Annotated in this window: 24 protein-coding genes; 11 read left to right on the top strand and 13 right to left on the bottom strand. The window is 69.9% G+C overall.

Features of this window, described 5'->3' with window-relative positions:
- Nucleotides 1–597 (top strand): TetR/AcrR family transcriptional regulator, encoded by a 597-nt coding sequence (locus tag BMY74_RS27520; RefSeq protein ID WP_281245004.1) that lies wholly within the window; start codon nucleotides 1–3, stop codon nucleotides 595–597.
- Nucleotides 598–615: 18 nt separating this feature from the next.
- Entirely contained in the window at nucleotides 616–1,761 is a 1,146-nt protein-coding gene (locus BMY74_RS27515; protein WP_089921189.1) for an acetyl-CoA C-acetyltransferase, read from the top strand.
- On the opposite strand, the gene BMY74_RS27510 is transcribed toward BMY74_RS27515, so the two are convergent.
- Genes BMY74_RS27510 through BMY74_RS27495 form a run of 4 tightly spaced genes read right to left on the bottom strand, consistent with a single transcriptional unit; the run spans nucleotide 1,745 to nucleotide 5,040 of the window.
- Nucleotides 1,745–2,794, bottom strand: a complete 1,050-nt coding sequence (locus BMY74_RS27510; RefSeq protein ID WP_089921186.1) for an NAD(P)H-dependent flavin oxidoreductase — start codon at nucleotides 2,792–2,794, stop codon at nucleotides 1,745–1,747. The genes BMY74_RS27515 and BMY74_RS27510 overlap by 17 nt on opposite strands.
- Nucleotides 2,791–3,504, bottom strand: a complete 714-nt coding sequence (locus tag BMY74_RS27505; protein ID WP_089921184.1) for a CoA-transferase subunit beta — start codon at nucleotides 3,502–3,504, stop codon at nucleotides 2,791–2,793. The genes BMY74_RS27510 and BMY74_RS27505 overlap by 4 nt, the downstream gene beginning before the upstream one ends.
- Nucleotides 3,501–4,298, bottom strand: a complete 798-nt coding sequence (locus tag BMY74_RS27500) for a CoA transferase subunit A (RefSeq protein ID WP_089921182.1) — start codon at nucleotides 4,296–4,298, stop codon at nucleotides 3,501–3,503. Before BMY74_RS27500 ends, BMY74_RS27505 begins: the two co-directional genes overlap by 4 nt.
- Complete coding sequence (locus tag BMY74_RS27495) at nucleotides 4,273–5,040, bottom strand: enoyl-CoA hydratase family protein (protein WP_089921179.1); 768 nt, start codon at nucleotides 5,038–5,040, stop codon at nucleotides 4,273–4,275. The genes BMY74_RS27500 and BMY74_RS27495 overlap by 26 nt, the downstream gene beginning before the upstream one ends.
- Before the next feature lie 63 nt (nucleotides 5,041–5,103).
- Between BMY74_RS27495 and BMY74_RS27490 the strand changes: the two genes are divergently transcribed.
- From BMY74_RS27490 to BMY74_RS27480, 3 genes are read left to right on the top strand one after another with little or no spacing between them, the layout of a single operon-like run.
- Entirely contained in the window at nucleotides 5,104–5,862 is a 759-nt protein-coding gene (locus tag BMY74_RS27490) for an SDR family oxidoreductase (protein ID WP_218159768.1), read from the top strand.
- A complete protein-coding gene (locus tag BMY74_RS27485) occupies nucleotides 5,859–6,713 on the top strand; it encodes an SDR family oxidoreductase (protein WP_089921173.1) in 855 nt (284 codons plus the stop codon). The genes BMY74_RS27490 and BMY74_RS27485 overlap by 4 nt, the downstream gene beginning before the upstream one ends.
- A gap of 10 nt (nucleotides 6,714–6,723) precedes the next feature.
- The gene (locus BMY74_RS27480) at nucleotides 6,724–7,668 is read left to right on the top strand and encodes a protein kinase family protein (protein ID WP_089921170.1); all 945 of its coding nucleotides are present in this window, start codon (nucleotides 6,724–6,726) and stop codon (nucleotides 7,666–7,668) included.
- Here the strand turns inward: BMY74_RS27480 and BMY74_RS27475 are convergent.
- Nucleotides 7,652–8,779: a steroid 3-ketoacyl-CoA thiolase gene (locus BMY74_RS27475; protein WP_089921166.1), complete on the bottom strand. Its 1,128-nt coding sequence runs from the start codon at nucleotides 8,777–8,779 to the stop codon at nucleotides 7,652–7,654. The genes BMY74_RS27480 and BMY74_RS27475 overlap by 17 nt on opposite strands.
- Nucleotides 8,780–8,907: 128 nt before the next feature.
- Between BMY74_RS27475 and BMY74_RS27470 the strand changes: the two genes are divergently transcribed.
- Entirely contained in the window at nucleotides 8,908–10,134 is a 1,227-nt protein-coding gene (locus BMY74_RS27470; protein WP_089921163.1) for a cytochrome P450, read from the top strand.
- 24 nt (nucleotides 10,135–10,158) lie between these two features.
- Here BMY74_RS27470 and BMY74_RS27465 read toward each other — a convergent pair whose 3' ends face one another.
- The 6 genes from BMY74_RS27465 to BMY74_RS27440 all read right to left on the bottom strand — a co-directional run bounded on the left by BMY74_RS27465 (nucleotide 10,159) and on the right by BMY74_RS27440 (nucleotide 15,203).
- The gene (locus tag BMY74_RS27465) at nucleotides 10,159–10,635 is read right to left on the bottom strand and encodes a hypothetical protein (RefSeq protein ID WP_143091724.1); all 477 of its coding nucleotides are present in this window, start codon (nucleotides 10,633–10,635) and stop codon (nucleotides 10,159–10,161) included.
- A 123-nt stretch (nucleotides 10,636–10,758) separates the two neighbouring features.
- A complete protein-coding gene (locus tag BMY74_RS27460; RefSeq protein WP_089921156.1) occupies nucleotides 10,759–11,199 on the bottom strand; it encodes a nuclear transport factor 2 family protein in 441 nt (146 codons plus the stop codon).
- The gene (locus tag BMY74_RS27455) at nucleotides 11,196–12,056 is read right to left on the bottom strand and encodes a TIGR03619 family F420-dependent LLM class oxidoreductase (RefSeq protein WP_089921153.1); all 861 of its coding nucleotides are present in this window, start codon (nucleotides 12,054–12,056) and stop codon (nucleotides 11,196–11,198) included. The genes BMY74_RS27460 and BMY74_RS27455 overlap by 4 nt, the downstream gene beginning before the upstream one ends.
- Nucleotides 12,053–13,195 (bottom strand): thiolase domain-containing protein, encoded by a 1,143-nt coding sequence (locus BMY74_RS27450; RefSeq protein ID WP_089921149.1) that lies wholly within the window; start codon nucleotides 13,193–13,195, stop codon nucleotides 12,053–12,055. Before BMY74_RS27450 ends, BMY74_RS27455 begins: the two co-directional genes overlap by 4 nt.
- A complete protein-coding gene (locus tag BMY74_RS27445) occupies nucleotides 13,196–14,251 on the bottom strand; it encodes a thiolase domain-containing protein (RefSeq protein WP_089921147.1) in 1,056 nt (351 codons plus the stop codon).
- Nucleotides 14,252–14,258: 7 nt separating this feature from the next.
- A complete protein-coding gene (locus tag BMY74_RS27440) occupies nucleotides 14,259–15,203 on the bottom strand; it encodes a Zn-ribbon domain-containing OB-fold protein (protein WP_089921145.1) in 945 nt (314 codons plus the stop codon).
- A gap of 45 nt (nucleotides 15,204–15,248) precedes the next feature.
- Here BMY74_RS27440 and BMY74_RS27435 point away from each other — a divergent pair, with 45 nt between their 5' ends.
- From BMY74_RS27435 to kstD, 4 genes are read left to right on the top strand one after another with little or no spacing between them, the layout of a single operon-like run.
- Complete coding sequence (locus BMY74_RS27435) at nucleotides 15,249–16,277, top strand: LLM class F420-dependent oxidoreductase (protein WP_089921142.1); 1,029 nt, start codon at nucleotides 15,249–15,251, stop codon at nucleotides 16,275–16,277.
- A gap of 25 nt (nucleotides 16,278–16,302) precedes the next feature.
- Complete coding sequence (locus BMY74_RS27430; RefSeq protein WP_089921140.1) at nucleotides 16,303–17,817, top strand: acyl-CoA synthetase; 1,515 nt, start codon at nucleotides 16,303–16,305, stop codon at nucleotides 17,815–17,817.
- A complete protein-coding gene (locus BMY74_RS27425; RefSeq protein ID WP_089921137.1) occupies nucleotides 17,810–18,262 on the top strand; it encodes a pyridoxamine 5'-phosphate oxidase family protein in 453 nt (150 codons plus the stop codon). The genes BMY74_RS27430 and BMY74_RS27425 overlap by 8 nt, the downstream gene beginning before the upstream one ends.
- A complete protein-coding gene (gene kstD / locus BMY74_RS27420) occupies nucleotides 18,259–19,965 on the top strand; it encodes a 3-oxosteroid 1-dehydrogenase (RefSeq protein WP_089921135.1) in 1,707 nt (568 codons plus the stop codon). The genes BMY74_RS27425 and kstD overlap by 4 nt, the downstream gene beginning before the upstream one ends.
- Here the strand turns inward: kstD and BMY74_RS27415 are convergent.
- Nucleotides 19,962–20,687 carry an HAD family hydrolase gene (locus BMY74_RS27415; RefSeq protein WP_177229948.1) on the bottom strand — a complete coding sequence of 242 codons (726 nt, stop codon included), beginning with the start codon at nucleotides 20,685–20,687 and terminating at the stop codon, nucleotides 19,962–19,964. The genes kstD and BMY74_RS27415 overlap by 4 nt on opposite strands.
- A 124-nt stretch (nucleotides 20,688–20,811) precedes the next feature.
- Between BMY74_RS27415 and BMY74_RS27410 the strand changes: the two genes are divergently transcribed.
- Nucleotides 20,812–21,309, top strand: a complete 498-nt coding sequence (locus BMY74_RS27410; protein ID WP_177229947.1) for a ricin-type beta-trefoil lectin domain protein — start codon at nucleotides 20,812–20,814, stop codon at nucleotides 21,307–21,309.
- Nucleotides 21,310–21,342: 33 nt separating this feature from the next.
- On the opposite strand, the gene BMY74_RS27405 is transcribed toward BMY74_RS27410, so the two are convergent.
- Entirely contained in the window at nucleotides 21,343–22,134 is a 792-nt protein-coding gene (locus BMY74_RS27405; RefSeq protein WP_089921129.1) for a crotonase/enoyl-CoA hydratase family protein, read from the bottom strand.
- Nucleotides 22,135–22,187 lie beyond the last annotated feature (53 nt).

Raw genomic sequence — 22,187 nt, 5'->3', positions numbered from 1 at the left:
GTGAGCACCAGAAGGCAGGAACTGCTCGCGTTGGCGGCGAAGATGTTCGCCGAACGCGGGTACGGGCAGACGACCGTGCGCGACATCGCGGACGCGGCGGGGATCCTGTCCGGCAGCCTCTACCACCACTTCGACTCCAAGGAGTCGATGGTGGACGAGATCCTGCGGACGTTCCTGGACGAGCTGTTCACGCGGTACCGGGAGATCGTCGACGCCGGGCTCGGCCCCAAGCAGACGCTGAAGGCCCTGGTCGTGGCGTCGTTCGAGGCGATCGACACCCGGCACGCCGCCGTCGCGATCTACCAGAACGAGGCCAAGCACCTCACCGGCCTGGAGCGGTTCTCCTACATCGACGACCGCAGCGTGGAGTTCCGCAAGCTGTGGACGGTGCTGCTGGAGGAGGGGATCAGCGCGGGCGTGTTCCGCGCCGACCTCGACGTGGACGTGGCGTACCGGTTCATCCGCGACACGGTGTGGGTGGCCGTGCGCTGGTACCGGCCGGACGGCGAACTGCGCGCGGAGGCGGTGGCCGACCAGTACCTCGCGATCCTGCTCGACGGCATCGCCACGGGCCGCCGGAAGAACTCCAAGACATAGCTTGAAGGAGGGCCCCTCGTGGCCGAGGCGTACATCATCGAGGCTGTGCGGACCCCGGCGGGCAGGCGTGGTGGCGAGCTGAGCCACGTCCACCCGGCAGATCTCGGCGCGCACGTGATCACGGCGCTGCTCAACCGCGTGGACGTCGACCCGACTGACGTGGACGACGTGATCTTCGGTTGCGTGGACACCGTCGGCCCGCAGGCGGGTGACATCGCGCGGACGTCCTGGCTGGCCGCCGGGTTCCCGGAACAGGTGCCGGGCGTGACGGTCGACCGCCAGTGCGGGTCGAGCCAGCAGGCGCTGCACTTCGCGGCGCAGGCGGTGATGAGCGGCACGGCCGACGTCGTCGTCGCGGGCGGCGTGCAGAACATGTCGCAGGTGCCGATCGGCTCGGCGATGACGGCCGGTTCGCAGGTGGGCAGCCCGTTCGAGGGCTGCGAGGGCTGGCAGCACCGCTACGGCGACGAGGAGGTCAGCCAGTTCCGGGCGGCCGACCTGATCGCCGTGCGGTGGGACCTGTCGCGGCGCGAGATGGAGGACTTCGCGCTGCAGAGCCACCTGCGGGCGATCACCGCGATCAAGGAGGGCCGGTTCGACCGCGAGATCGCGCCGGTCAACGGCATCGCGGCCGACGAGTGCCCGCGTCCGGACACCAGCGCCGAGAAGATGGCGAAGCTGCAACCGTTGCGGCCGGGCGGACGGACGACGGCGGCGTTGTCGTCGCAGATCTCCGACGGCGCCTCGGCGGTGCTGGTCGTGTCGGAACAGGCCGTACGCGAGCACAAGCTGACGCCACGCGCCCGCGTGCACCACATGTCCGCCCGCGGCTCGGACCCGATCTACATGCTGACCGCGCCGATCCGGGCGACGAAGTACGCGCTGCAGCGCGCCGGGATGTCCATTTCGGACATCGACCTGTTCGAGATCAACGAGGCGTTCGCGTCGGTGGCCATGGCGTGGGCCAAGGAGCTGAAGGTCGATCTCGGGCGCGTGAACGTGAACGGGGGAGCGCTCGCGCTGGGCCACCCGATCGGCGCGACCGGCACGAAGCTGTTCACCACCTTGCTGCACGAACTGGAGCGGACGGGCGGCCGGTACGGGCTGCAGACGATGTGCGAGGGCGGCGGTCAGGCGAACGTGACGATCATCGAACGTCTCTGAGCCGGTCGATCGCCGCCTCAGCGTCCTTCACGATCCCCTCGACCAGATCCGCGCACGTCGGCAGGTCGTCGAGCAGTCCGGCGACCTGCCCGGACGCGAGCACGCCGGCGTCGGTGCGGCCCTCGACGAGGCCTGCCCGGAGCAGCATCGGCGTGTTCGCGGCCATGACGACCTGCGACCAGGTGAGGTCCCTGCCGTGCTTCATGGCCAGGCCTTCGCGGATCATCGCGCGCCACGTCAGCCCGGTGTGCTGCCGGAACCTGGCGGCGTTCGCGACGGCTCGCGCCAGGCCGCTGATCCGGCCGGACCTCTCGAGGTGCTCGACCAGGTCCGAGCGCAGGACCCGGTGCGGGAGTCCGTCGACGCGGGTGGTCACGACCGTGCCGTTGAGATCCCGGTGGAGGTAGGCCTGTTTGACCGCGTCCGGCACGGTGCTCTCCCGGGTGAGCAGGAACCTCGTGCCCATCGCGATGCCGGCCGCGCCGTACGCGAGCGCCGCCGCGAGCCCGCGGCCGTCGAAGAAGCCGCCGGCCGCGACCACCGGGATGTCGACGGCGTCCAGCACGCTCGGGAGCAGCAACGTCGTCGCGACACCACCGGTGTGCCCGCCGCCCTCGCCGCCCTGCACGATCACCGCGTGCGCGCCCCACTTCGCCACCTTCTCGGCGTGCCTCGCCGCACCGACCGACGGGATCACCACGACCCCGGCGTCGTTCAGCTTCGCGATCATGTCCGGTTTCGGGGCCAGCGCGAAGGAGGCGACCTTCACCTGTTCCCGGATCAACAGGTCGATCCGTTCCGGGGCGTCGTGCGCGTCGGCTCTGAGGTTCACGCCGAACGGCGCCGACGTGCGGGAGCGGGTCTCCTTGATGGCGGCTTCGAGCTCGGGGTAGGTCATGGTCGCGGAGGCCAGGATGCCGAGCCCACCGGCCTCGGCGGTCGCCGAGACCAGCCGCGGGCCCGCGACCCACCCCATGCCGGTCTGCACGACCGGGTGCCGCACACCGACCAGCTCGGTCAGCGCTGTCCTCACTGCGGCACCTCCTTGTCCCGCTTGCCGTGCGGATCGAGCCTCGTCCTGATCAGGTCCAGTTCCTCGCCGGTCGGCAGGCGGGTCTCGCCGACGTCCTCGGCGACGAGCGGGAACGACGTCTGCTCCTGGACCTCGTCGACCGACACGCCGGGGTGCACGGAGACGATGCGCATCGAGTGGTCGGGGGTCCCGAAGTCGAGCACGGCGAGGTTCGTGACCACGCGGTGGACGTCGTGGAACGGCCCGGCCGCGCGGTCGTAGCCGACACCGGACACCACGTCCACGGCCTCGACCAGCACGCGCGGGCTGTGCCGCGGCACCCAGTAGCTGGTGCGGTGGTTGACGGTGTTGCCCGGCGCACCCCGGAAGCCCAGGAGTTGCCTGGTAGGCCGGGCGTGGTCGCCGATCGCGGAGATGTTCTGGTTGCCGAACCGGTCTACCTGGTTCGCGCCCATCACGACGTGCCGGCGGCCGTGCGCGACGACGTCGAACACCTTCCGGTACGGCAGCCATCCCTCCACAGTGGACTCGGGCGTGAGCAGGAACGCCTCGCCGTCGCTCAGCAGCAGGTCGGGTTCGTTCGTCAGCCTGGCCAGTTTCGCCCCGAGGGACGGGATGAGGCCCATCGGGCTGGCGAGCGTCTCACCGGCGCCGAGGAACAGGTCGGCGCACGCCGTGACGCAGACCTCTGCTCGCGTGATGTCGCTCATCCGAGGAACCTCTCGTAGAAGTCCGGCCACTGCCCCAGGTCCGTGGCGGCGTTGGCGTACTCGCGCTGGAGGGCCTCGTCGCGGCCGTAGTCGGGCACGCAGCTCGTGAACCCCGCTCCACCGGGCGCCTCCACCACGCCGTCGACCATCATCCGGTTGAGCAGCAACGTCTGCGGCGGACCGTCGAACGCCTCCACGACCTGCTCGCACGAGACGTAACGCCGGTCCGCGGCCAGGCAGAACAGGTCGTCGAAGTACGGGTCGGGCCCGAGGTACTGGGCGTTGCCGTGCTTGTCCGCGCGGTTCAGGTGCACCAGGGCGACGTCGAGCTTCAACGCCGGCATCGCGACCAGTTCCTCGCCGTCGTCGTACGGCGACCGCACGGTCTTGAGCTCCGGCGCGTATGTCAGCACGTCCGAGCCGAGACCCGCCCTGATCGGCAGGAACGGCAACCGGTGCGCGGCGGCCCGCAGCCCCGTCTGGAACATGCCCTCGTCGAGTTCGAGGACCTCGATCGCGCCGGTCTCGCGCGCCCGTTTGAACCACGGGTCGTACGGGATCGAGTCGAGCGAGACGAACCCGTAGACGAGCTTGCGGACCTTGCCCGCCGCGCACAGCAACCCGGCGTCCGGGCCGCCGTACGTGACCACGGTCAGGTCTGCGGCAGGACTCTTCAGCAACGCCTTGACCAGCGTCATCGGCTTGCGCCGCGAGCCCCAGCCGCCGATGCCGACGGTCATCCCGTCCTTGATGGTGCCGACGACCTCGTCAGCCGTCATTCGCTTGTCGCGCATGGTGTCCGTCCAGGAAGGCCTGCCGGGCGTGGTCCGACACACCGGTGAGGTTGAGCTCGAAGGTGAAGCCCTGCTCGAAGCGGTAGCTCTGGTGCACGCGCTGCGGGTCGATGCCGTTGATGGCCTCCTTGGCCGCGCGGATCACCGACGTGTCCTTCTTCGCGATCTCTCTGGCGATCTCGCGGGCCGCCTCGTCCAGCTGTGCGCGTGGCACGACCTCGACGACGCTCCCGTGGTGGTGCAACGTCTGCGCGCTGACGTTGCGCGCGGTGTAGTACAGCGTCCGCATGAGGTGTTGCGGCACGAGCCTGGCCAGGTGCGTCGCCGCGCCGAGGGCTCCGCGATCGACCTCGGGCAGCCCGAACGTGGCGTCGTCCGAGGCGACGATGACGTCCGCGTTGCCGACGAGCCCGACGCCACCGCCGAGGCAGAACCCGTTCACCGCGGCGATCACCGGCACCTCGCAGTCGTACACGGCCGCGAAGGCTTTGGCGCAGCCCCGGTTCGCCGCCACGAGCGCGTTGTAGCCCTCGGCGCGCTGGATCTCCTTGAGGTCGACGCCCGCGCAGAAACCGCGGTTCTCGGCCCTGAGGACCACCACCCGCGCGTCCGGGTCCTCGCCCGCGGCCCTCACGGCCCTGGCCAGCTCGAACCAGCCCTGCGACGGGATGGCGTTGACCGGTGGGTAGTCGACGGTGACCTCGATGATGCCGTTTTCGGTGTGGCTGCTGGAGATTCCCATGGAGCCGCCTTCCAAACCAAGCGATTGCTTGGTAATTTAGCAGTGCCGAAGCGACCGGGGTAGGTGCTTGTGGAACTGGACCTTCACGGAGCAGTGGTCCTGGTGACGGGCGGCGTGCGGGGCGTCGGTCTCGGCATCACCCGCGCGTTCCTCTCCGCGGGCGCGACCGTCGTGACGTGTGCACGACGCCCCGCGGAGGTCGAAGGCGCGTCGTTCGTGCCGTGCGACGTGCGGGACGCCGACCAGGTGTCCGAGCTGGTGTCCGGGATCGTCGCCGAGCACGGTCGGGTGGACGTGGTGGTGAACAACGCGGGAGGGGCGCCGTTCGCGCTGGCGGACAAGGCGTCGCCGCGCTTCCACTCGAAGATCGTCGAGCTGAACCTGCTGGCGCCACTTCTGGTGTCCCAGGCGGCCAACGAGGTCATGCAGGAGCAAGGTTCCGGCTCGATCGTCAACGTGAGCAGCGTGAGCGGACGGCGTCCCTCGCCGGGCACCGCCGCCTATGGCGCCGCCAAGGCCGGTCTCGACAGCCTGACGTCTTCGCTGGCCGTCGAGTGGGCGCCGAAGGTGCGGGTCAACGCGCTGGCCGTGGGCATGGTGCGCACCGAGCAGTCACACCTGCACTACGGCTCCGAGGCCGGGATCGAGGCCGTGGCTCGCACTGTTCCGTTGGGGCGTCTCGCGTCACCGGACGAGGTCGGCGCGTGCGCCGTGTTCCTGGCGTCACCGCTGGCGTCCTACGTGAGCGGCGCGACCTTGGTCGTTCACGGCGGGGGAGAGGCACCCGCGTTCCTGACCGCTGCCGATGGGGGTACCGCATGAGCCGGGTCGTGATCGTGACGGGAGCGGGCCGGGGCATCGGCCGGGCCCACGCGCTGGCGTTCGGCGCCGCCGGGTGCAGGGTCGTGGTGAACGACCTGTCCGCCGCCGTCGCGGGCGAGGTGGCGGAGCAGATCGGCCCGCGGGCCGTCGTCAACACCGACGACGTCGGCACCTGGGCGGGCGCGCGGCGGCTGGTCGAGACCGCGGTGTCGGAGTTCGGCGGCCTCGACGTGCTGGTCAACAACGCCGGCATCGTGCGCGACCGCATGGTCGTCGGCTGCAGCGAGGACGAGTGGGACGAGGTCGTCCGCGTCCACCTCAAGGGCCACTTCGCAACGCTGCACCACGCCGCCGCCCACTGGCGCGGAGTCGCGAAGGCCGGCGGCGCGGTGTCGGGCCGCGTGATCAACACGTCGTCCGGCGCGGGCCTCTTCGGCAGCGTCGGCCAGGCGAACTACTCGGCGGCCAAGGCGGGCATCGCCTCGATGACGCTGGTCGCGGCCGCCGAACTGGCCCGCTACGGCGTCACGGTCAACGCGATCGCCCCCGCCGCCCGCACCCGCATGACCGAGGCGACGTTCGCGGACATGATGGCGGCGCCGGAGGACGGCTTCGACGCGATGGCGCCGGAGAACATCTCGCCGCTGGTCGTGTGGCTCGGCAGCGAGGAGGCCGGGGACGTGACGGGGCGGATGTTCGAGGTCGACGGCGGGCGCGTCTGCGTGGTGCACGGGTGGCGGCGCGGGCCGGAGGTCGACAAGGGGGCGCGCTGGTCTGTGGAGGAGTTGGGGGCTGTGGTGCGCAAGCTGGTCGCGGACGACCACCCGGTGCCGGTCTACGGGGCCGAGTAGGTTCGATCATGTGACCCGTCTCGCCGCACACGCCGCCGTGTCCGCCGCGCTGTCCCGGCTGAGCGATCACGAGGTGGCTGAGCTGCTGCAAAGGGCCGAGCCCGGTGGGGCGGGGATCGGCGGGCCGACGGCGGTGCTGGACGTCGGGGGTACGCGGGTGTTCGTGAAGCGGCTGCCCCTCACGGACCTGGAAGCGCGGAACCCCGGGTCGACGGCGAACCTCCACGACCTGCCCGTGCACACCCACTACGGCGTCGGCCTGATCGGCGCGGCGGGCTTCGGCGCGTGGCGCGAGCTGGCCGTCCACACGATGACCACGAACTGGGTGCTCGACGGCGAGCACGAGGGCTTCCCACTGATGTACCACTGGCGCGTCTTGCCGCACCACGGCCAGACGTTGCCCGAGGAACTGGAGCGGGCGGTCGCCTACTGGGGGCCGGAGATCGCTCCGCGGATCGAAGCGCTGCGGGCGTCGACGTCGAGCATCGCGCTGTTCCTCGAGCACTTCCCGCACAACCTGCACGACTGGTTGGACGGCGTTGCCGACCTCGAAAGCGCCTGCGAGACGGTCGAACGCGAGCTGGCGGCCGGGGTGGGTTTCATGAACTCCCAGGGCTTGTTGCACTTCGACGGCCACTTCCAGAACATCCTGACCGACGGCGAACGCCTCTACTTCGCCGACTACGGCCTCGCGATCTCCTCACGCTTCGACCCGTCCGAGGAGGAGACCGCGTTCTTCGCCCTCAACGAGGGCTACGACCGCCACTACACCGTCACGCACCTGGTGATGTGGTTCGCGCACCAGCTGCGCTCACAGGGAGTTCCGCCGCGCATCGCGGCCGTCCTGAACCGCCACAACGACGTCGCCGCGATCATGAAGGACTTCTACCGCCGCTTCCAGCACGAGAGCAGACGAACCCCGTACCCGGCGGCCGACCTCAGATCCGTTCGATGATCGTCCCGGACGCCATGGCCCCACCCGCGCACATCGTGATCAACGCCGTGGTCGCGTCCCGCCGCTCCAACTCGTGCAACGCCGTGGTGATGAGCCGCGTGCCGGTGCTGCCCACAGGGTGGCCGAGAGCGATGGCGCCGCCGTTGACGTTGACCCGGTCGAGGTTCGGCCGGTGCACCGCCGCCCACGACAGCACGACGGACGCGAACGCCTCGTTGACCTCGAACAGGTCGATGTCCGCCATCTTCATGCCGCTGCGCTTCAGCAGCCGCGCGGTGGCGTCGACCGGGCCGTCCAGGTGGTAGTACGGGTCCGAGCCGACCAGGCACTGCGTCACGATCCGTGCGCGGGGCTTCAGGCCGTGGGCTCGTGCGAACTCCTCGTCCACGACCATCACGGCCGAGGCGCCGTCGGAGATCTGCGACGACGTGCCCGCGGTGTGCACGCCGTCCGGCACGACCGGTTTGAGCGTCGCGAGTGCCTCCAGCGACGTCTCGCGGAGTCCCTGGTCGGTGTCCACGAGGTCCTCGCCGACCTTCACCGGCACGACCTCGGCGGTGAACCTGCCCGCCGCCCACGCCGCCCGTGCCCGGTTCTGCGACTGGACGCCGAAGCGGTCCACCTCCTCGCGCCCGATGCCGCGGCGGGCGGCGACGCGTTCTGCTGCGACGAACTGGTTGGGCAGGTCGATCGTCCACGAGTCGGGGCGCGGCATGCCGGTCTCGCCGATGTTGCTGCGCAACGGGACGCGGCTCATCGCCTCCACGCCGCACGCGATGCCGGAGTCGATCGCGCCCGCGGCGATCAGGCTGGCGACGAGGTGCGTGGACTGCTGGGCCGAGCCGCACTGGGCGTCGATCGTGGTGGCACCGGTGGTCTGCGGCAGGCCCGCGTGCAGCCAGGCCGTCCGGGTGATGTTGCTCGACTGTTCGCCCGCCTGGGTGACGCACCCGCCGATGACCTGTTCGACGGTGGACGGATCGAGGCCTGTCCTGTCAAGAAGAGCTCGTTGTGCCGCACCGAGGAGCTCGGCGGCGTGCAGGCCGGACAACCAGCCGTTCCGCCTGCCGATGGGCGTGCGCACCGCTCCCACGATCACCGGACTGCCCACGCGAGCCTCCTCGACCTAGAAACTAGAACACGTTCCTGTGAAGCTCCAGATTGGCCGTGTGGGGGCTTCAACACAAGGCGCAACCGTGTTTGAATCGGATAGAACGCGTTCCACCTAGGAGGTTGCTCGTGAGCAAGCCGCGCATCCCGGAAGGCTTCGACTTCACCGACCCCGACATGTACGCGAGCAGGTTGCCGTTCGAGGAGTTCGCCGAACTGCGCCAGACCGCGCCGATCTGGTGGAACTCCATACCGCAGGGATCGGCCGGCTTCCCCGACGACGGCTACTGGGTGGTGACGAAGCACCGCGACGTCAAGGAGGTCTCGCGCAACAGCGAGCTGTTCTCCAGTCGCGAGAACACGGCGATCATCCGGTTCAAGGAGGACATGCCGCGCGACAACATCGAGATGCAGCGGCTGCTCCTGCTCAACATGGACCCGCCGACCCACACCAAGCAGCGCGCGATCGTCTCCCGCGGCTTCACGCCCCGCGCGGTGAACAGCCTGCGCGAGGCGCTCGCCTCCCGCGCCGAGCGGATCGTCGCGGAGGCGCTCGAGAAGGGCAGCGGCGACTTCGTCTCGGACGTGGCGTGCGAGTTGCCGTTGCAGGCGATCGCCGAACTGATCGGCATCCCGCAGGACGACCGCCGCAAGATCTTCGACTGGTCCAACCAGATGATCGCCTACGACGACCCCGAGTTCGAGATCGAGCCGCTGACGGCCGCCACCGAACTGCTCGGCTACTCGTGGACGATGGCGGAGGACCGCCGCAAGTGCCCGCGTGCCGACATCGTCACCAAGCTCGTCCAGGCCGACGTGGACGGTGCCGGGCTCGCGTCGGAGGAGTTCGGCTTCTTCGTGCTGCTGCTGGCCGTGGCGGGCAACGAGACGACCCGCAACGCCATCACGCACGGCATGAAGGCGTTCTTCGACCACCCCGAGCAGTGGGAGCTGTTCAAGGCCTCCCGGCCCGCCACCGCCGGCGACGAGATCGTCCGCTGGGCCACGCCGGTCGTGTCGTTCCAGCGCACCGCGATGGCCGACACCGAGCTCGGCGGGGTGGAGATCAAGCAGGGGCAGCGGGTCGGGATGTTCTACTCGTCGGCCAACTTCGACGAGGAGGTGTTCGAGTCGCCGGAGACGTTCGACATCACCCGGGACCCGAACCCGCACCTCGGCTTCGGCGGGAGCGGGGCGCACTTCTGCATCGGGGCGAACCTGGCTCGGCTGGAGATCGACCTGATCTTCAACGCGATCGCGGACGCCATGCCGAACATCAAGCAGCTCGCGGAGCCGCGGCGGCTGCGGTCGGGGTGGTTGAACGGCATCAAGGAGTTCCGCGTCCAGTACGCGTGAGACACGACTGAGGCCCGCTTCGTATCAGCGGGCCTGGTCGGCCTCGTAGATCTCGGCGAGGATCGCTTCCTCGCCGTTGGTCGCCTTGAAGAGTGCTTGCAAGCACCCGCGTTCGATGCGCACTTCAGCCGGCTCGGTGATGCACTGCTCGTTCCACGTCCGGGCAGCGTCCCGGACTTCGAGCGCCTCCAGGCCCGCGTCGAAGTACCTGGTGCCTTCAGCCGCAACGGTCTTCACGAGCTTCTCGATCGTGGTCGCGAATTTCTCCAGCGCGAGCATGCAGTCAGCGGTGAACGCGTCACCACCCCGACATTTGGCACGCGGCGACGCGGCCGTGAGTTCCCGTTCCCACACCTGCAGGAACTTGGTCTTGCTCGTGGTCGTGGTCGGCGCTGTCGTGGTGGTCATCGCGTTGGTCGTGGTCGGCGCGGCTTGGATGGACCCACTCGCGCCGCAAGCGGCGACGGCCATGAGCAGTACGGCGGCGAGCACTGCTCTCATGAGTCCCTCCTTCGATTCTTCTTGTGGTCGCGCCGATCAACGTCCGCGTTACGCCGTTTCGAGCAACCGGACACGACTGAGGCCCCTCCACCTGCGGATGGAGGGGCCTCATGCTGTGTGGCGTCAGCCTTCGACGCGAAGGGTCGCCATCGCCCGTTCGGTCTCCCAGAACGCCCGCATCGACTTGATCAGCCCGTCCTCGCTCACGTTGTAGACGAACACGCCCTCGGTGTCGACCCGCGCACCACCGGGCAGGAACGCGCTGATCGTGCCGACGTTCGCGCACTCGGAACCGGCCGCGAACGAGTCGTGCATCGCGAACTCGAAGCGCTCCACGTTGGCGATCGCCAGGTCCCAGAAGGCCGCGATCGCCTCCTTGCCGTGGTGCCCTTTGCCCTCGTTGTCGAACATCGACGGCCCCACCGGGTCCTCGACCACGGCGTCCTCGGCGAACAGGGCCAGCCACTCGTCCTTGGCACCGCGCGTCACGCAGTCCATCGAACGCCACGACGCCACGCGGGCCGGGGTCTCGGTCTTCGACGCCGTCCAGGTCACCGCTGTCATGCGAACTCTCCGATCACCTCGTCGGCGAAGCGCCGAAGTCCGTCCTTCTTGGCCTGCAGGCTGCCGTCGAAACCGACGCCGTAGAAGAGCCACGGCACGACGATCGTGTCCGTCACGCCGACCTCGGTCAGCTGCTTGTAGCCGTCGAGCCCGAACCGGTCGATGCACACGGCCTGGATCTCGAACGGCCGCTCGAACGCGCCCAGGTCGTCCAGCGTCGCGATGACCGACTTGAGCTCCTCGAACTTGATCATCGCCGACGTCCAGCCGTCGCCGACGCGGGCGGCGCGCTTCAACGCCGCGGGGGAGTGGCCGCCCACGTAGAACGGCACCGGGGACGTGGGGGCCGGCGACATTTGCAGGCGGTCGAAGTCGAAGTAGTCGCCGTGGTACTCGACCATGCCGCCGCCGAGCACGAGCTTCAGCACGTCGATCATCTCGTCCACGCGCGCGCCGCGGTTCTTGAACGGGACTCCGCACCACTCGAACTCCTCCGGCGACCAGCCGAGGCCCACGCCGAAGCCGAAGCGGTTGCCGGTCATGTGCGCGACCGAGCCGACCTGGCGGGCGAGCAGCAACGGGTTGCGGGAGCCCAGTTTCAGCACCTGCGTGTAGAAGGTGATCCGGGACGTCACGGCGCCCATCGCGGCGGCCGCGACGAACGGGTCGACCCATGGGGTGTCGGCGTTCCACATCCGGGAGCCGTCCGGGGTGTACGGGTAGTCGGCGGAGACCTTCTCCGAGAAGAAGAGGGAGTCCGGCAGCGCGATGGAGGCGTAGCCGCACTCCTCGGCGCACTTCGCCAGCTCGGTGAGTTGGTCGAGCGGGCTCATGGCGATGCCAACGGTGAACTTCATGGCTTCTCCGATCCGACGACCCACATGGCGAAGAACTGCGACCCACCGCCGTACGCGTGGCCCAGCGCGACCCGCGCGCCGTCCACCTGGTGGTCTCCCGCGGTGCCCATGACCTGCATGGCGGCCTCGGCGAAGCGCAGGAGCCCGGAGGCGCCGATGGGGTTGGACGAGAGCACGCCGCCGCTCGGGTTCACCGGCAGGCGGCCGCCGATCTCGGTCTCGCCCGCCTCGGTGAGCTTCCAGCCCTGGCCGACGTCGGTGAAGCCGAGGTTCTCCAGCCACATCGGCTCGAACCAGGAGAACGGCACGTAGATCTCGGCGGCGTCCACTTCGGACAGCGGATCGGTGATGCCTGCCTGCTTCCACAGCGCGCGGGCCGCGTCCCGGCCCGCCTGCGGGTTGACCTGGTCGCGTCCGGCGAACGTCGTGGGCTCGGTGCGCATCGCGGTCGCGCGGATCCAGGCCGCCCGGCCCGACGTGGGCTCCGACGAGATGACGACCGCACAGGCGCCGTCGGAGGACGGGCACGTCTCGTCGTACCGGATCGGGTCCCACAGCATGGTCGAGGCCTGCACGGACTCGACGGTGATGTCCGGCTGTTTGAGGTGCGCGTAGGGGTTGCGGGCGCCGTTGCGGCGGTCCTTGGCGGCGACCATCGCGCCGATGTGCTCGGGCGCGCTCGCCCGGCGGATGTAGGAACGGACGTGCGGCGCGAAGTAGCCGCCCGCGCCCGCGTGCACCGGCATGGTGAACGGCGTCGGCACCGACAGCGCCCACATCGCGTTCGACTCCGACTGCTTCTCGAACGCCACGGCCAGCACGCGGTCGTGCACGCCGGACTGGACGAGCGACGCCGCCACGTTGCCCGTGCTGCCGCCGACCGAACCGGCGGTGTGCACGCGCAGCAACGGTTTCCCGACGGTGCCCAGCGCGTCCGCGAGGAACAGCTCGGGCATCATCACGCCCTCGAACAGGTCCGGTGCCTTGCCGAGGACCACCGCGTCGATGTCGGACCAGTCCACGCCGGCGTCCGCCATCGCGCGGTCGATCGCCTCGCGGCACAGGCCCGCCATCGACACGTCGAGGCGCTTCGCCGCGTGGTGCGTCTGGCCGGTGCCGACCACTGCTGCCGGTCGCATCTACTCCCGCCCTTCCATGACGCAGACGAGGTTCTGCTGGAGCAACGGGCCGCTGGTCGCGTGCCCGAGGACCTTGGACGCCGTGCCGTCGTGGATCCGGCGCGCGGCCTCGCCGATGCGCGCCAGGCCGGCGGAGAACATCGGGTTGCCCGCGAGCACACCGCCCGACGGGTTCACCGTCACGTCGTCGCCGAGCCCGAGTGCCTGGCGCAGCAGGATCTCCTGGTGGGTGAACGGCGCGTGCAGCTCGGCGACCTGGACGCCGTCGGCGCCCGCCGCCTTGCCCGCGGCGACCGCGGACGGGGAGGTCGTGAGGTCGCGCGTGCCGAACGACGGCGAGTCGGTGCGGTGCTCGAACCCGGTGATCCACGCCGGGCGTTCGCACAGCTCCCGTGCGCGATCTCCGGCGGCGAGCACGACCGTGGCGGCGCCGTCGGTGATCGGCGCGCAGTCGTGCCGCCGCAACGGGTCCACGACGTACGGGAGCTCCAGCAGGTCGTCCGCGTCGACTTCGCCGGACAGCTGCGCGAGCGGGTTCGACAGGGCGTTCCTGCGGCTCTGCGCGGCCACGGCGGCCATCGCGCGTTCGTCCCACAGCCCGTTCTCGATGCCCATCCGCGCCTGGATGCCGGCCAGGCCGAGCGTGTCCGGCCACAGTGGAGTGACGAGGTACGGGTCGAGCTGCATCGCCATGACCCGCCGGAGCTGACCGGCCGACGACTTGCCGAAGCCGTAGACGAGAGCGGTGTCGACCTCGCCGCAGAGCAGCTTCACCCACGCCTCGTACAGGGCCCAGGCCGCGTCCATCTCGACGTGCGACTCGGCGATCGGCGGGAACGCGCCGATCGCGTCGACCGCCGAGACGAACGAGAACGCCCGCCCCGCCAGGTAGTCCGAGGAACCCGAGCACCAGAACCCGATGTCGGTCTTGGTGAGCCCGAGCCCGCCGAGCACCTCGTGGAAGATCGGGACCAGCATCTCGACACCGTTGGTGGTGCCGTCGGTCTCGCGCACGCAGGGCGTCTGCGCGAAGCCGACTACCGCAATGTCACGCACGCGAGCCTCACAGGTGCTGGGAGTAGGAGTCGAACGGCGCGTCCGGCTCACCGGACGGCCTGAAGTGGTCGATGTTCTGCATCGTCGGGCCCCACTCCTCGCGCGGCTTCCACACCGCCTCGACGCGCATGCCCATCCGCACGTCCTCGGGTGCGACGCCGAGCAGCAGGTGCAGGAACGGGATGTCCGCGCCGTCGAGCAGCACGTACGCGGAGACGTACGGCGGTGGGATGCGCTGGCCCAGGAACGGCACGTTGACCACGCAGAAGGTCGTGATCGTGCCGTGGTCGGCGAGCTCGACCTGCTCGGTCGTCGGCACGCCGTCCGTCGGGCAGGCCGGGCGCGGCGGGAAGTAGACCTTCTCGCACGACGGGCAGCGCTGGCCGAGCAGCCTGCCCTCCATGAGACCGCGCAGGAACGGGTCCTCCGTCGGCGACGCCGAGTGGGTGTAGTGCAGGGTGACCGGCGTGGTCACCATCGTGACGTCCTCGGCCTCGGCCGGTTCCTCGGCCGGCTCGTCCGAGAGCTCGAAGCACTCGATGTCCGTGATGGCCCCGACCCGTTCGCCACGCCATCGCACCCGCACCCGCGCGCCGGTCGAGATCTCCTCCGGTGATCCGGCGTCGACGGCGTGCAGCAACGAGGTGTCCGCGCCGTCGAGCTGGATCAGCGCCCAGGCGAACGGCCGGTCGAGCGGCTGCCCTTCGAGGGGCTCGGGGATCCACGACCACCCGCGCACGACACCGGTCGCCGCCACGTCCACGAACTCGTGGAGGCGTTCGGCGGTCACGGGGTCGTACTCGAGCGGAGGCACGTGCACGCGCCCGTCGCTGCCGCGGATCCCGGTCACCCTGCGGCGGCGCAGATCCGAGAGGAACCGGCCCAGCGTCGGGCCGAGGGAGCGCGTGTAGTCGAAGCCAACGTCGAGCGGAGCACTCAGCGGCCGAGTCACAGATCAAAGTGAAACAGGTTCTCGAAATGGTGGCAAGATGGGTGCATGAAGCTCGGTCTGCAGCTCGGGTACTGGGGTGCTCAGCCGCCCACGAACGCCGCCGATCTCGTGGCGGCGGCGGAGGAGTTCGGCTTCGACGCGGTGTTCGCCGCCGAGGCGTGGGGATCGGATGCCTTCACCCCCTTGGCGTGGTGGGGATCCGAGACTTCGAGGGTCCGGCTGGGCACGTCGGTCGTGCAGATGTCGGCACGCACGCCGGCCGCCTGCGCCATGCACGCGCTGACGCTCGACCACCTGTCCGGCGGCCGGTTCGTGCTGGGGCTGGGCGTGTCCGGGCCGCAGGTCGTGGAGGGCTGGTACGGGCGGCCGTTCGCCCGGCCCCTGGCCAGGACCAGGGAGTACGTGTCGATCCTGCGCCAGGTGATGGCCCGCGAGGCGCCCGTGCGCAACGACGGCCCGCACTACCCGCTGCCCTACCAGGGGCCTGGTGCTTTGGGGCTGGGCAAGCCACTCAGGTCGATCACCCATCCACTGCGCGCTGACCTGCCCATTTGGCTCGGTGCGGAGGGCCCGAAGAACGTGGCGCTGACGTCGGAGATCGCCGACGGGTGGCTCGCCATCTACTACGCGCCGCGGCTCGCCGGCATGTACGACGAATGGCTCGACGAGGGTTTTGCGAAGTCGGGGCGGAGCAGGGAGGGCTTCGAGGTCGCCGCCACCTGCCAGGTCGTCGTGACGGACGATCCAGCGGCCGTGCGGGCGATGTTGAAGCCGTTCGTCGCGCTGTACATCGGCGGGATGGGCGCTCCGGGGATGAACTTCCACGCCGAGGTGTTCACGCGCATGGGCTACGGCGAGGTCGTGCAGGACATCGGGAAGCTCTTCCAGGCCGGGCGCAAGGACGAGGCCGCGCAGGTGGTCCCGGACGAACTGGTGGCCGAGATCAGCATCGTGGGCGATGCCGATCACGTGCGCGAGGAGGTCCGCCGGTGGGAGAAGGCGGGCGTCACGACACTGCTCGTCGGCTGCCGCGACGTTGCCTCGATCAAGGCCTTGTCGGAGGCTTGTCAGTAGGTGAAACGCGTTCTACTTTGAGGGTGTGGTCACAGGACTCTGGAACATCGCAGCCGATCAGCCGGACCTGACCGCGCTGGTCGATCCGAGCGGTCGCGAGATCACCTACGCCGGGCTCGCCGCCGACGCGAACCGCTATGGACGCGGGTTCCGGGCCCTGGGGCTCGAACCCGGCGACAGCATCGTGCTGATGCTGCCCAACAGCGCCGAACTGGTGGCGGTGTACTTCGCCGCCTACCAGACCGGCCTTTACGTCGTGATGGCCAACTGGCACCTCACCGGGGCCGAGGTCGCGTACCTCGTGCAGGACAGCGGTGCCAAGGCTTTCGTTGCGCACGAACGCTTCGCGGCGGCGGCGACCGAAGCCGCGGCGAGCCTGCCACCCGGTGCCCGCTTCGCGGTCGGCGAGATCGCGGGCTTCGAGCCGTTGAGCGCGCTCGGCGCGGGCGAGGAGGGCAGGCCCGACGGACGCACCACCGGCTCGCCGATGCTCTACACCTCCGGCACGACCGGGCGCCCCAAGGGCGTGCGCAGGCCGTTGACCGGGGCCGATCCCGACGTCGTGCCGCCGAGTGCCGCCTGGTTCTTCGGCATCTTCGGGATCAAGCCGCACGACGGGCACGTGCACCTGTGCGGATCTCCGCTCTACCACACGGCCGTGCTCAACTTCGTGACCATCTCCCTCCAGCTCGGCCACACCGCGGTGCTCATGGACCACTGGGCGCCGGAGGAGATGCTGCGGCTGATCGAGCGTCACAAGGTCACCCACAGCCACATGGTGCCGACCCAGTTCCACCGCCTGCTGGCGTTGCCGGACGACGTCAAAGCCAAGTACGACATGGGATCGCTCCGCGCGATGATCCACGGCGCGGCGCCGTGCCCGCTCGAGGTCAAGCGCCGCATGCTCGACTGGTGGGGTCCCGTGGTGATCGAGTACTACGCGGCCACCGAGGGCGGCGGCACGGCGATCAGCGCCCAGGAGTGGCTGCGCAAGCCCGGATCCGTCGGACTGCCGTGGCCGACGTCCGAGATCAAGATCCTGGGTGAGGACGGCACCGAGCTCCCGGTGGGTGAGCAGGGGCTCGTCTACATGCGGATGGGCGACTCGACGTTCGAGTACCACAAGGACTCCGAGAAGACGCGGGCCGCGCGCGTGGGCAAGCTGTTCACGTTGCAGGACATCGGATATCTCGACGAGGACGGCTACCTGTTCCTGTGCGACCGCAAGAACGACATGATCATCTCAGGCGGGGTGAACATCTACCCGGCGGAGATCGAGGGGGAGCTGATCTGCCACCCCAAGGTCGCGGACGTGGCGGTGTTCGGCGTGCCGCACCCGGACTGGGGCGAGGCGATCAAGGCCGTGGTGCAGCCGACGGACGGCGTCGAGGGCGATGAAGCGCTGACCGAGGAGCTGTTGGAGTTCGCACGCACGAGGCTGGCCAAGTTCAAGTTGCCGCGCACGGTCGAGTACGTGACCGAGCTGCCGCGTGACCCCAACGGCAAGCTGTACAAGCGAAAGCTGCGCGACCGTGCGTGACGCCATCAGGATGTCGGCCGCCGAGGTCGAGGAGTTCCTGCGCGGGCAGAAGACGTTGGTCGTGGCCACCATCGGCCGCACCGGCCTGCCGCACCTCGCGCCGATGTGGTTCGCCTGGGTCGGTGGCGAGATCGTGTTCTGCACGGACCGCAAGTCGCAGAAGATCGTGAACCTGCGCCGGGACCCGCGGTGCAGCGTGCTCGCCGAGGCGGGGGAGTCCTACGAGCAGTTGTGCGGCGTGCACATGGAGGGCGTCACCGAGTTCACCGAGCTGGGCCCGGTCGTGGACGCCGTGGTGGCGCGCAACTTCGGCGAGGTCGGCGACGACCCGCAGGCCCGTGACGCGTTGCGCAAGGCGATGTCGAGGCGCGTCGCCGTGGTCTTCCGCCCGACGAAGACCGCCAGCTGGGACCACCGGAAGACGATGTCTGGAGTGACACCGTGACCCTGAACCGCCGTCAGGTGCTCGCCGGAGCCGGCCTCGCGCTGGCCTCCGGACTGGTCAGACCCGGCTCGGCGTCCGCTGACCTCGGGGAGTTCGACGTCGTGGTCGTCGGTGCGGGCGCGGCGGGCATGACCGCCGCGCTGACCGCCGCCAAGCGCGGCCTGACCTGCGTGGTCGTGGAGAAGGCGCCGACGTACGGCGGCTCGGCCGCGAGGTCCGGCGCGGGCATCTGGATCCCCAACAACGAGGTGATCCTGGCCGCCGGGGTGCCGGACACACCGGCGAAGGCCGCGCAGTACCTCGCCGCGGTCGTCGGCGACATCCCGCCGGCCCGCCAGCAGGCCTACCTGGCGCAGGGACCGCGGATGATCTCGTTCGTCATGCGGAACAGCCCGCTGCGCTTCCGGCACATGGACGGCTACAGCGACTACTACCCGGAGTTCCCCGGCGGCATCGCCAAGGGCCGCTCGATCGAACCGGAGGTGCTCGACGGCCGCGTCCTCGGCGCCGAACTGGCGAACCTGAACGCGCCGTACCTGAGCCCGCCCGCCGGCATGGTCATCTACGGCGCCGACTACAAGTGGCTCGCGCTGGCCCTGGTCAACGCCAAGGGTGCGGCGACCGCGGCCGCCGCTCTCGCCCGCGGCACGGCGGCCGCGCTGGCGGGGGAGAAGCCGCTGACGATGGGCCAGGCGCTGGCCGGTGGTCTGCGCGCGGGCCTGCTGCAGTCGAACGTCCCGGTGTGGTTGAACACCGGCCTGCAGGACCTCGTCGTGGAGAACGGCGCCGTCCGCGGCGTGGTGACCTCGCGGGGAGTCGTGCGCGCCCGTCGCGGAGTGATCATGGGCTCCGGCGGCTTCGAGCACAACGCCGCCATGCGCGCCCAGTACCAGCGCCAGCCGATCGGTACGCAGTGGACGGTCGGCGCGAAGGAGAACACCGGTGACGGCCACCGCGCGGGCCTCAGGGCAGGCGCCGCCGTCGACCTGATGGACGACGCCTGGTGGGGCCCCGCCATCCCGACGCCCGGCTCCCCGTACTTCTGCCTCGCCGAACGCACGCTGCCCGGCGGCCTGATGATCAACGCCGCCGGTCGCCGGTTCGTCAACGAGGCCGCGCCCTACAGCGACGTCGTGCACGTCATGTACGACAAGAACCCCACCGACCCGTGCATCCCGGCGTGGCTCGTCGTGGACCAGAACTACCGCAACAGGTACCTCTTCGCCGACGTCGCCCCGACCCTGCCGCTGCCCGACGGCTGGTACTCCTCCGGCGCGGTCGTGAAGAACTGGTCGCTCGACGGCCTGGCGGCGGCCATCGGCGTGCCGGCGGCGAACCTCAGGTCGACCGTCAGCCGGTTCAACGGCCAGGCCGTGACCGGCCGCGACGCCGACTTCCGCCGCGGCGACAGCGCCTACGACCACTACTACACCGATCCGGCGATCTTCCCGAACTCGTGCCTCGCACCGCTGTGGGCACCGCCGTTCTACGCCTTCAAGATCGTGCCCGGCGACCTCGGCACGAAGGGCGGCCTGGTCACCGACGCGCGTGCCCGCGTGCTGCGGCCGGACGGCTCGGTCATCCCCGGCCTGTACGCGGCGGGCAACGTGAGCTCGGCCGTGATGGGCCGCAGCTACGCCGGGGCCGGGTCGACCATCGGGCCCGCCATGACGTTCGGGTACATCGCGGCCAACGACATCTAAGGGCAGCGGCAGAACGCGGCCGCGCCCGCGAACCTCACCTCGTCGGTGATGCGCACGAACGGCCAGCCACCGGTCTTCGCGAGCAGGAGATCGGTGGTCTCGCTGTCGCCTGCGACGAAGCACACCGTCCGGCCGTCCGTCAGCGCGGCGCGGACGGCGTCGGTGAACCCCGCGGTGCCCTTGGGGTGACCGACCTCGCCCGAGACGAACACGCGCGCGAACCGGTCGGCCAGCCCGGAGAGCGCGATCTTCGCGCGTTGCAGCGATCGGCACCCGTCGGTGGCCAGCCACAGCTCGTGCCGTTCGCCGAGGGACTCCAACGCCTGTTCCACACCGGGGAACGGGACCACCAAAGCACGGCGCAGCCTGCGGAACGCGAGCGCGGCGACCTGGGCGTCGGCTGAGCTGCCCAGGTCGTCCAGGGCGAGCCGCCACGCGCGCACGTCGTTGCCGACCAGCGCGTCCACGACCTCGGGTGGCATCGGCAGGTCGTGGAAGTCCGCCCAGAGCGCCTCCCAGGACGCGACCCGTTCGACCTCGCGGTGAGTGATCTGCCGGTTCTCGCGCCACTCCCGGCGCGCGGCGGCCAGCACGGTGTCGACCGCCTGCTCGTCCGCGGTGATCGAGAGCTCGTCGAGCACCGCGGCGATGGCGGCACGCGCGGCGGTGCCGTCCGGGATCAGGCAGTCGTCGAGGTCGATGATGACGACCGGTGGTACCACGAGCGCCTCCTGACGCGGACAACTGCGGGCACAAATGATCAGGTGGCCAGTCCGCTCCTCGTTATCGTGCCTCGAGTTCCGTGAACCGGGACGCGAACTGGGGACAGAGGGGATCTGCACGCTCATGCTCAAGCAACGCTTTGCCGCGCGCTTCTTCGGAGTGCTGGCCGCGTTGACGCTTCTCTTCGGAGCGTCACCCGCGGTCGCCGCGCAACAGGACGCCGTGGTCCTCGCCGATCACTATGCCGTGTGGCGCAACCAGGGGTTGCCGAACATGTGCATGGCCAACCATCATCCGACCGTCTTCATGCACTACGGACCGAGTTCGGGCAGCGGCTTCTGCGGCCAGTACGACGACCAGTTCTGGATCCGGTACTCCGACCTCGGCATGATCCAGAACAAGTTCAGCAACGGCTGTCTGGCCACCCACGGCGGCGCGGTCTTCACGTCCGACTGCAACTCCGGCTACCGCGACCAGCGGTGGGCCCCGTACCCGCCGGACCCGGGCCTGCTGGAGAACCGCCAATACCCCGGCAACTGCCTGGCGGCACACGCCAACGGGAACGTGTTCATCTCGCCGTGCAACTCCAACTACAACGACCAGCGCTGGATCAGGGGGTAGTCGTTCAGGCGCCTGGCCCCTCCGGCCGGGCGCTCACCTTCCCCTGAACTCCGGCTTGCGCTTCTCCGCGAACGCCCGCGGCCCCTCCTTGGCGTCCTCACTGGAGAACACCTCCATGCCGAGCCGGGCGTCCACTGTGAACCCGTCGTTCTCGTGCATCGCCTCGGTCTCCCGCATGGTCTGCAGGATCTTCCGCACTGCGATCGGCCCGTTGGCCGTGATGAGCGCGGCCAGTTCCAGCGCCTTGTCCAGGGCCTGGCCGTCCGGCACCACGTGGCCGATCAGCCCGATCTCCTTGGCCTCCGCGGCCCTGATGTGCCGCCCGGTCAGCAGGAGGTCGGCCGCGACCGTGTACGGGATCTGGCGCGGCAGCCGCACCGCCGAACCACCGAGCGGGAACAGGCCCCAGCGCGCCTCGGAGACGCCGAACCGCGCGCTCTCGCCCGCCACGCGGATGTCCGTCGCCTGAAGGATCTCCGTGCCGCCCGCGACCGCCGGGCCTTCCACCGCCGCGATGAGCGGTTTCGTCAATCGACGTCCTTTCAGCAGCGGTTCGATGACGGAGAAGTCGAACTTGCCGGCGTTCTCGCTGGGGTGGTTGGACGTCATGGCCTTGAGGTCCGCGCCGGCGCAGAACGAGCCGCCGGCGCCGGTCAGGATGCAGACCCGCACGTCCGGGTCTTCGTCCACGCGGTCCCACGCCTCTTTCATGATGGCCAACATGGGGCCGGACAGGGCGTTGCGGACCTCGGGGCGGTTCATCGTGACGACCAAGACGTTGTCGACCAAGTCCACCAACGCGTGTGGTTCTGTCGTGGTCGTCATTCGCGCGCCTCCTGGATCGAGTCTGACCGCACGGGGGATTGTCGAGAACAGTA

The sequence above is a fragment of the Lentzea albida genome (assembly GCF_900111005.1).
GTDB classification, from domain to species: Bacteria; Actinomycetota; Actinomycetes; order Mycobacteriales; family Pseudonocardiaceae; genus Lentzea; species Lentzea albida.
This window is presented reverse-complemented; position numbering and strand designations above follow the sequence as displayed.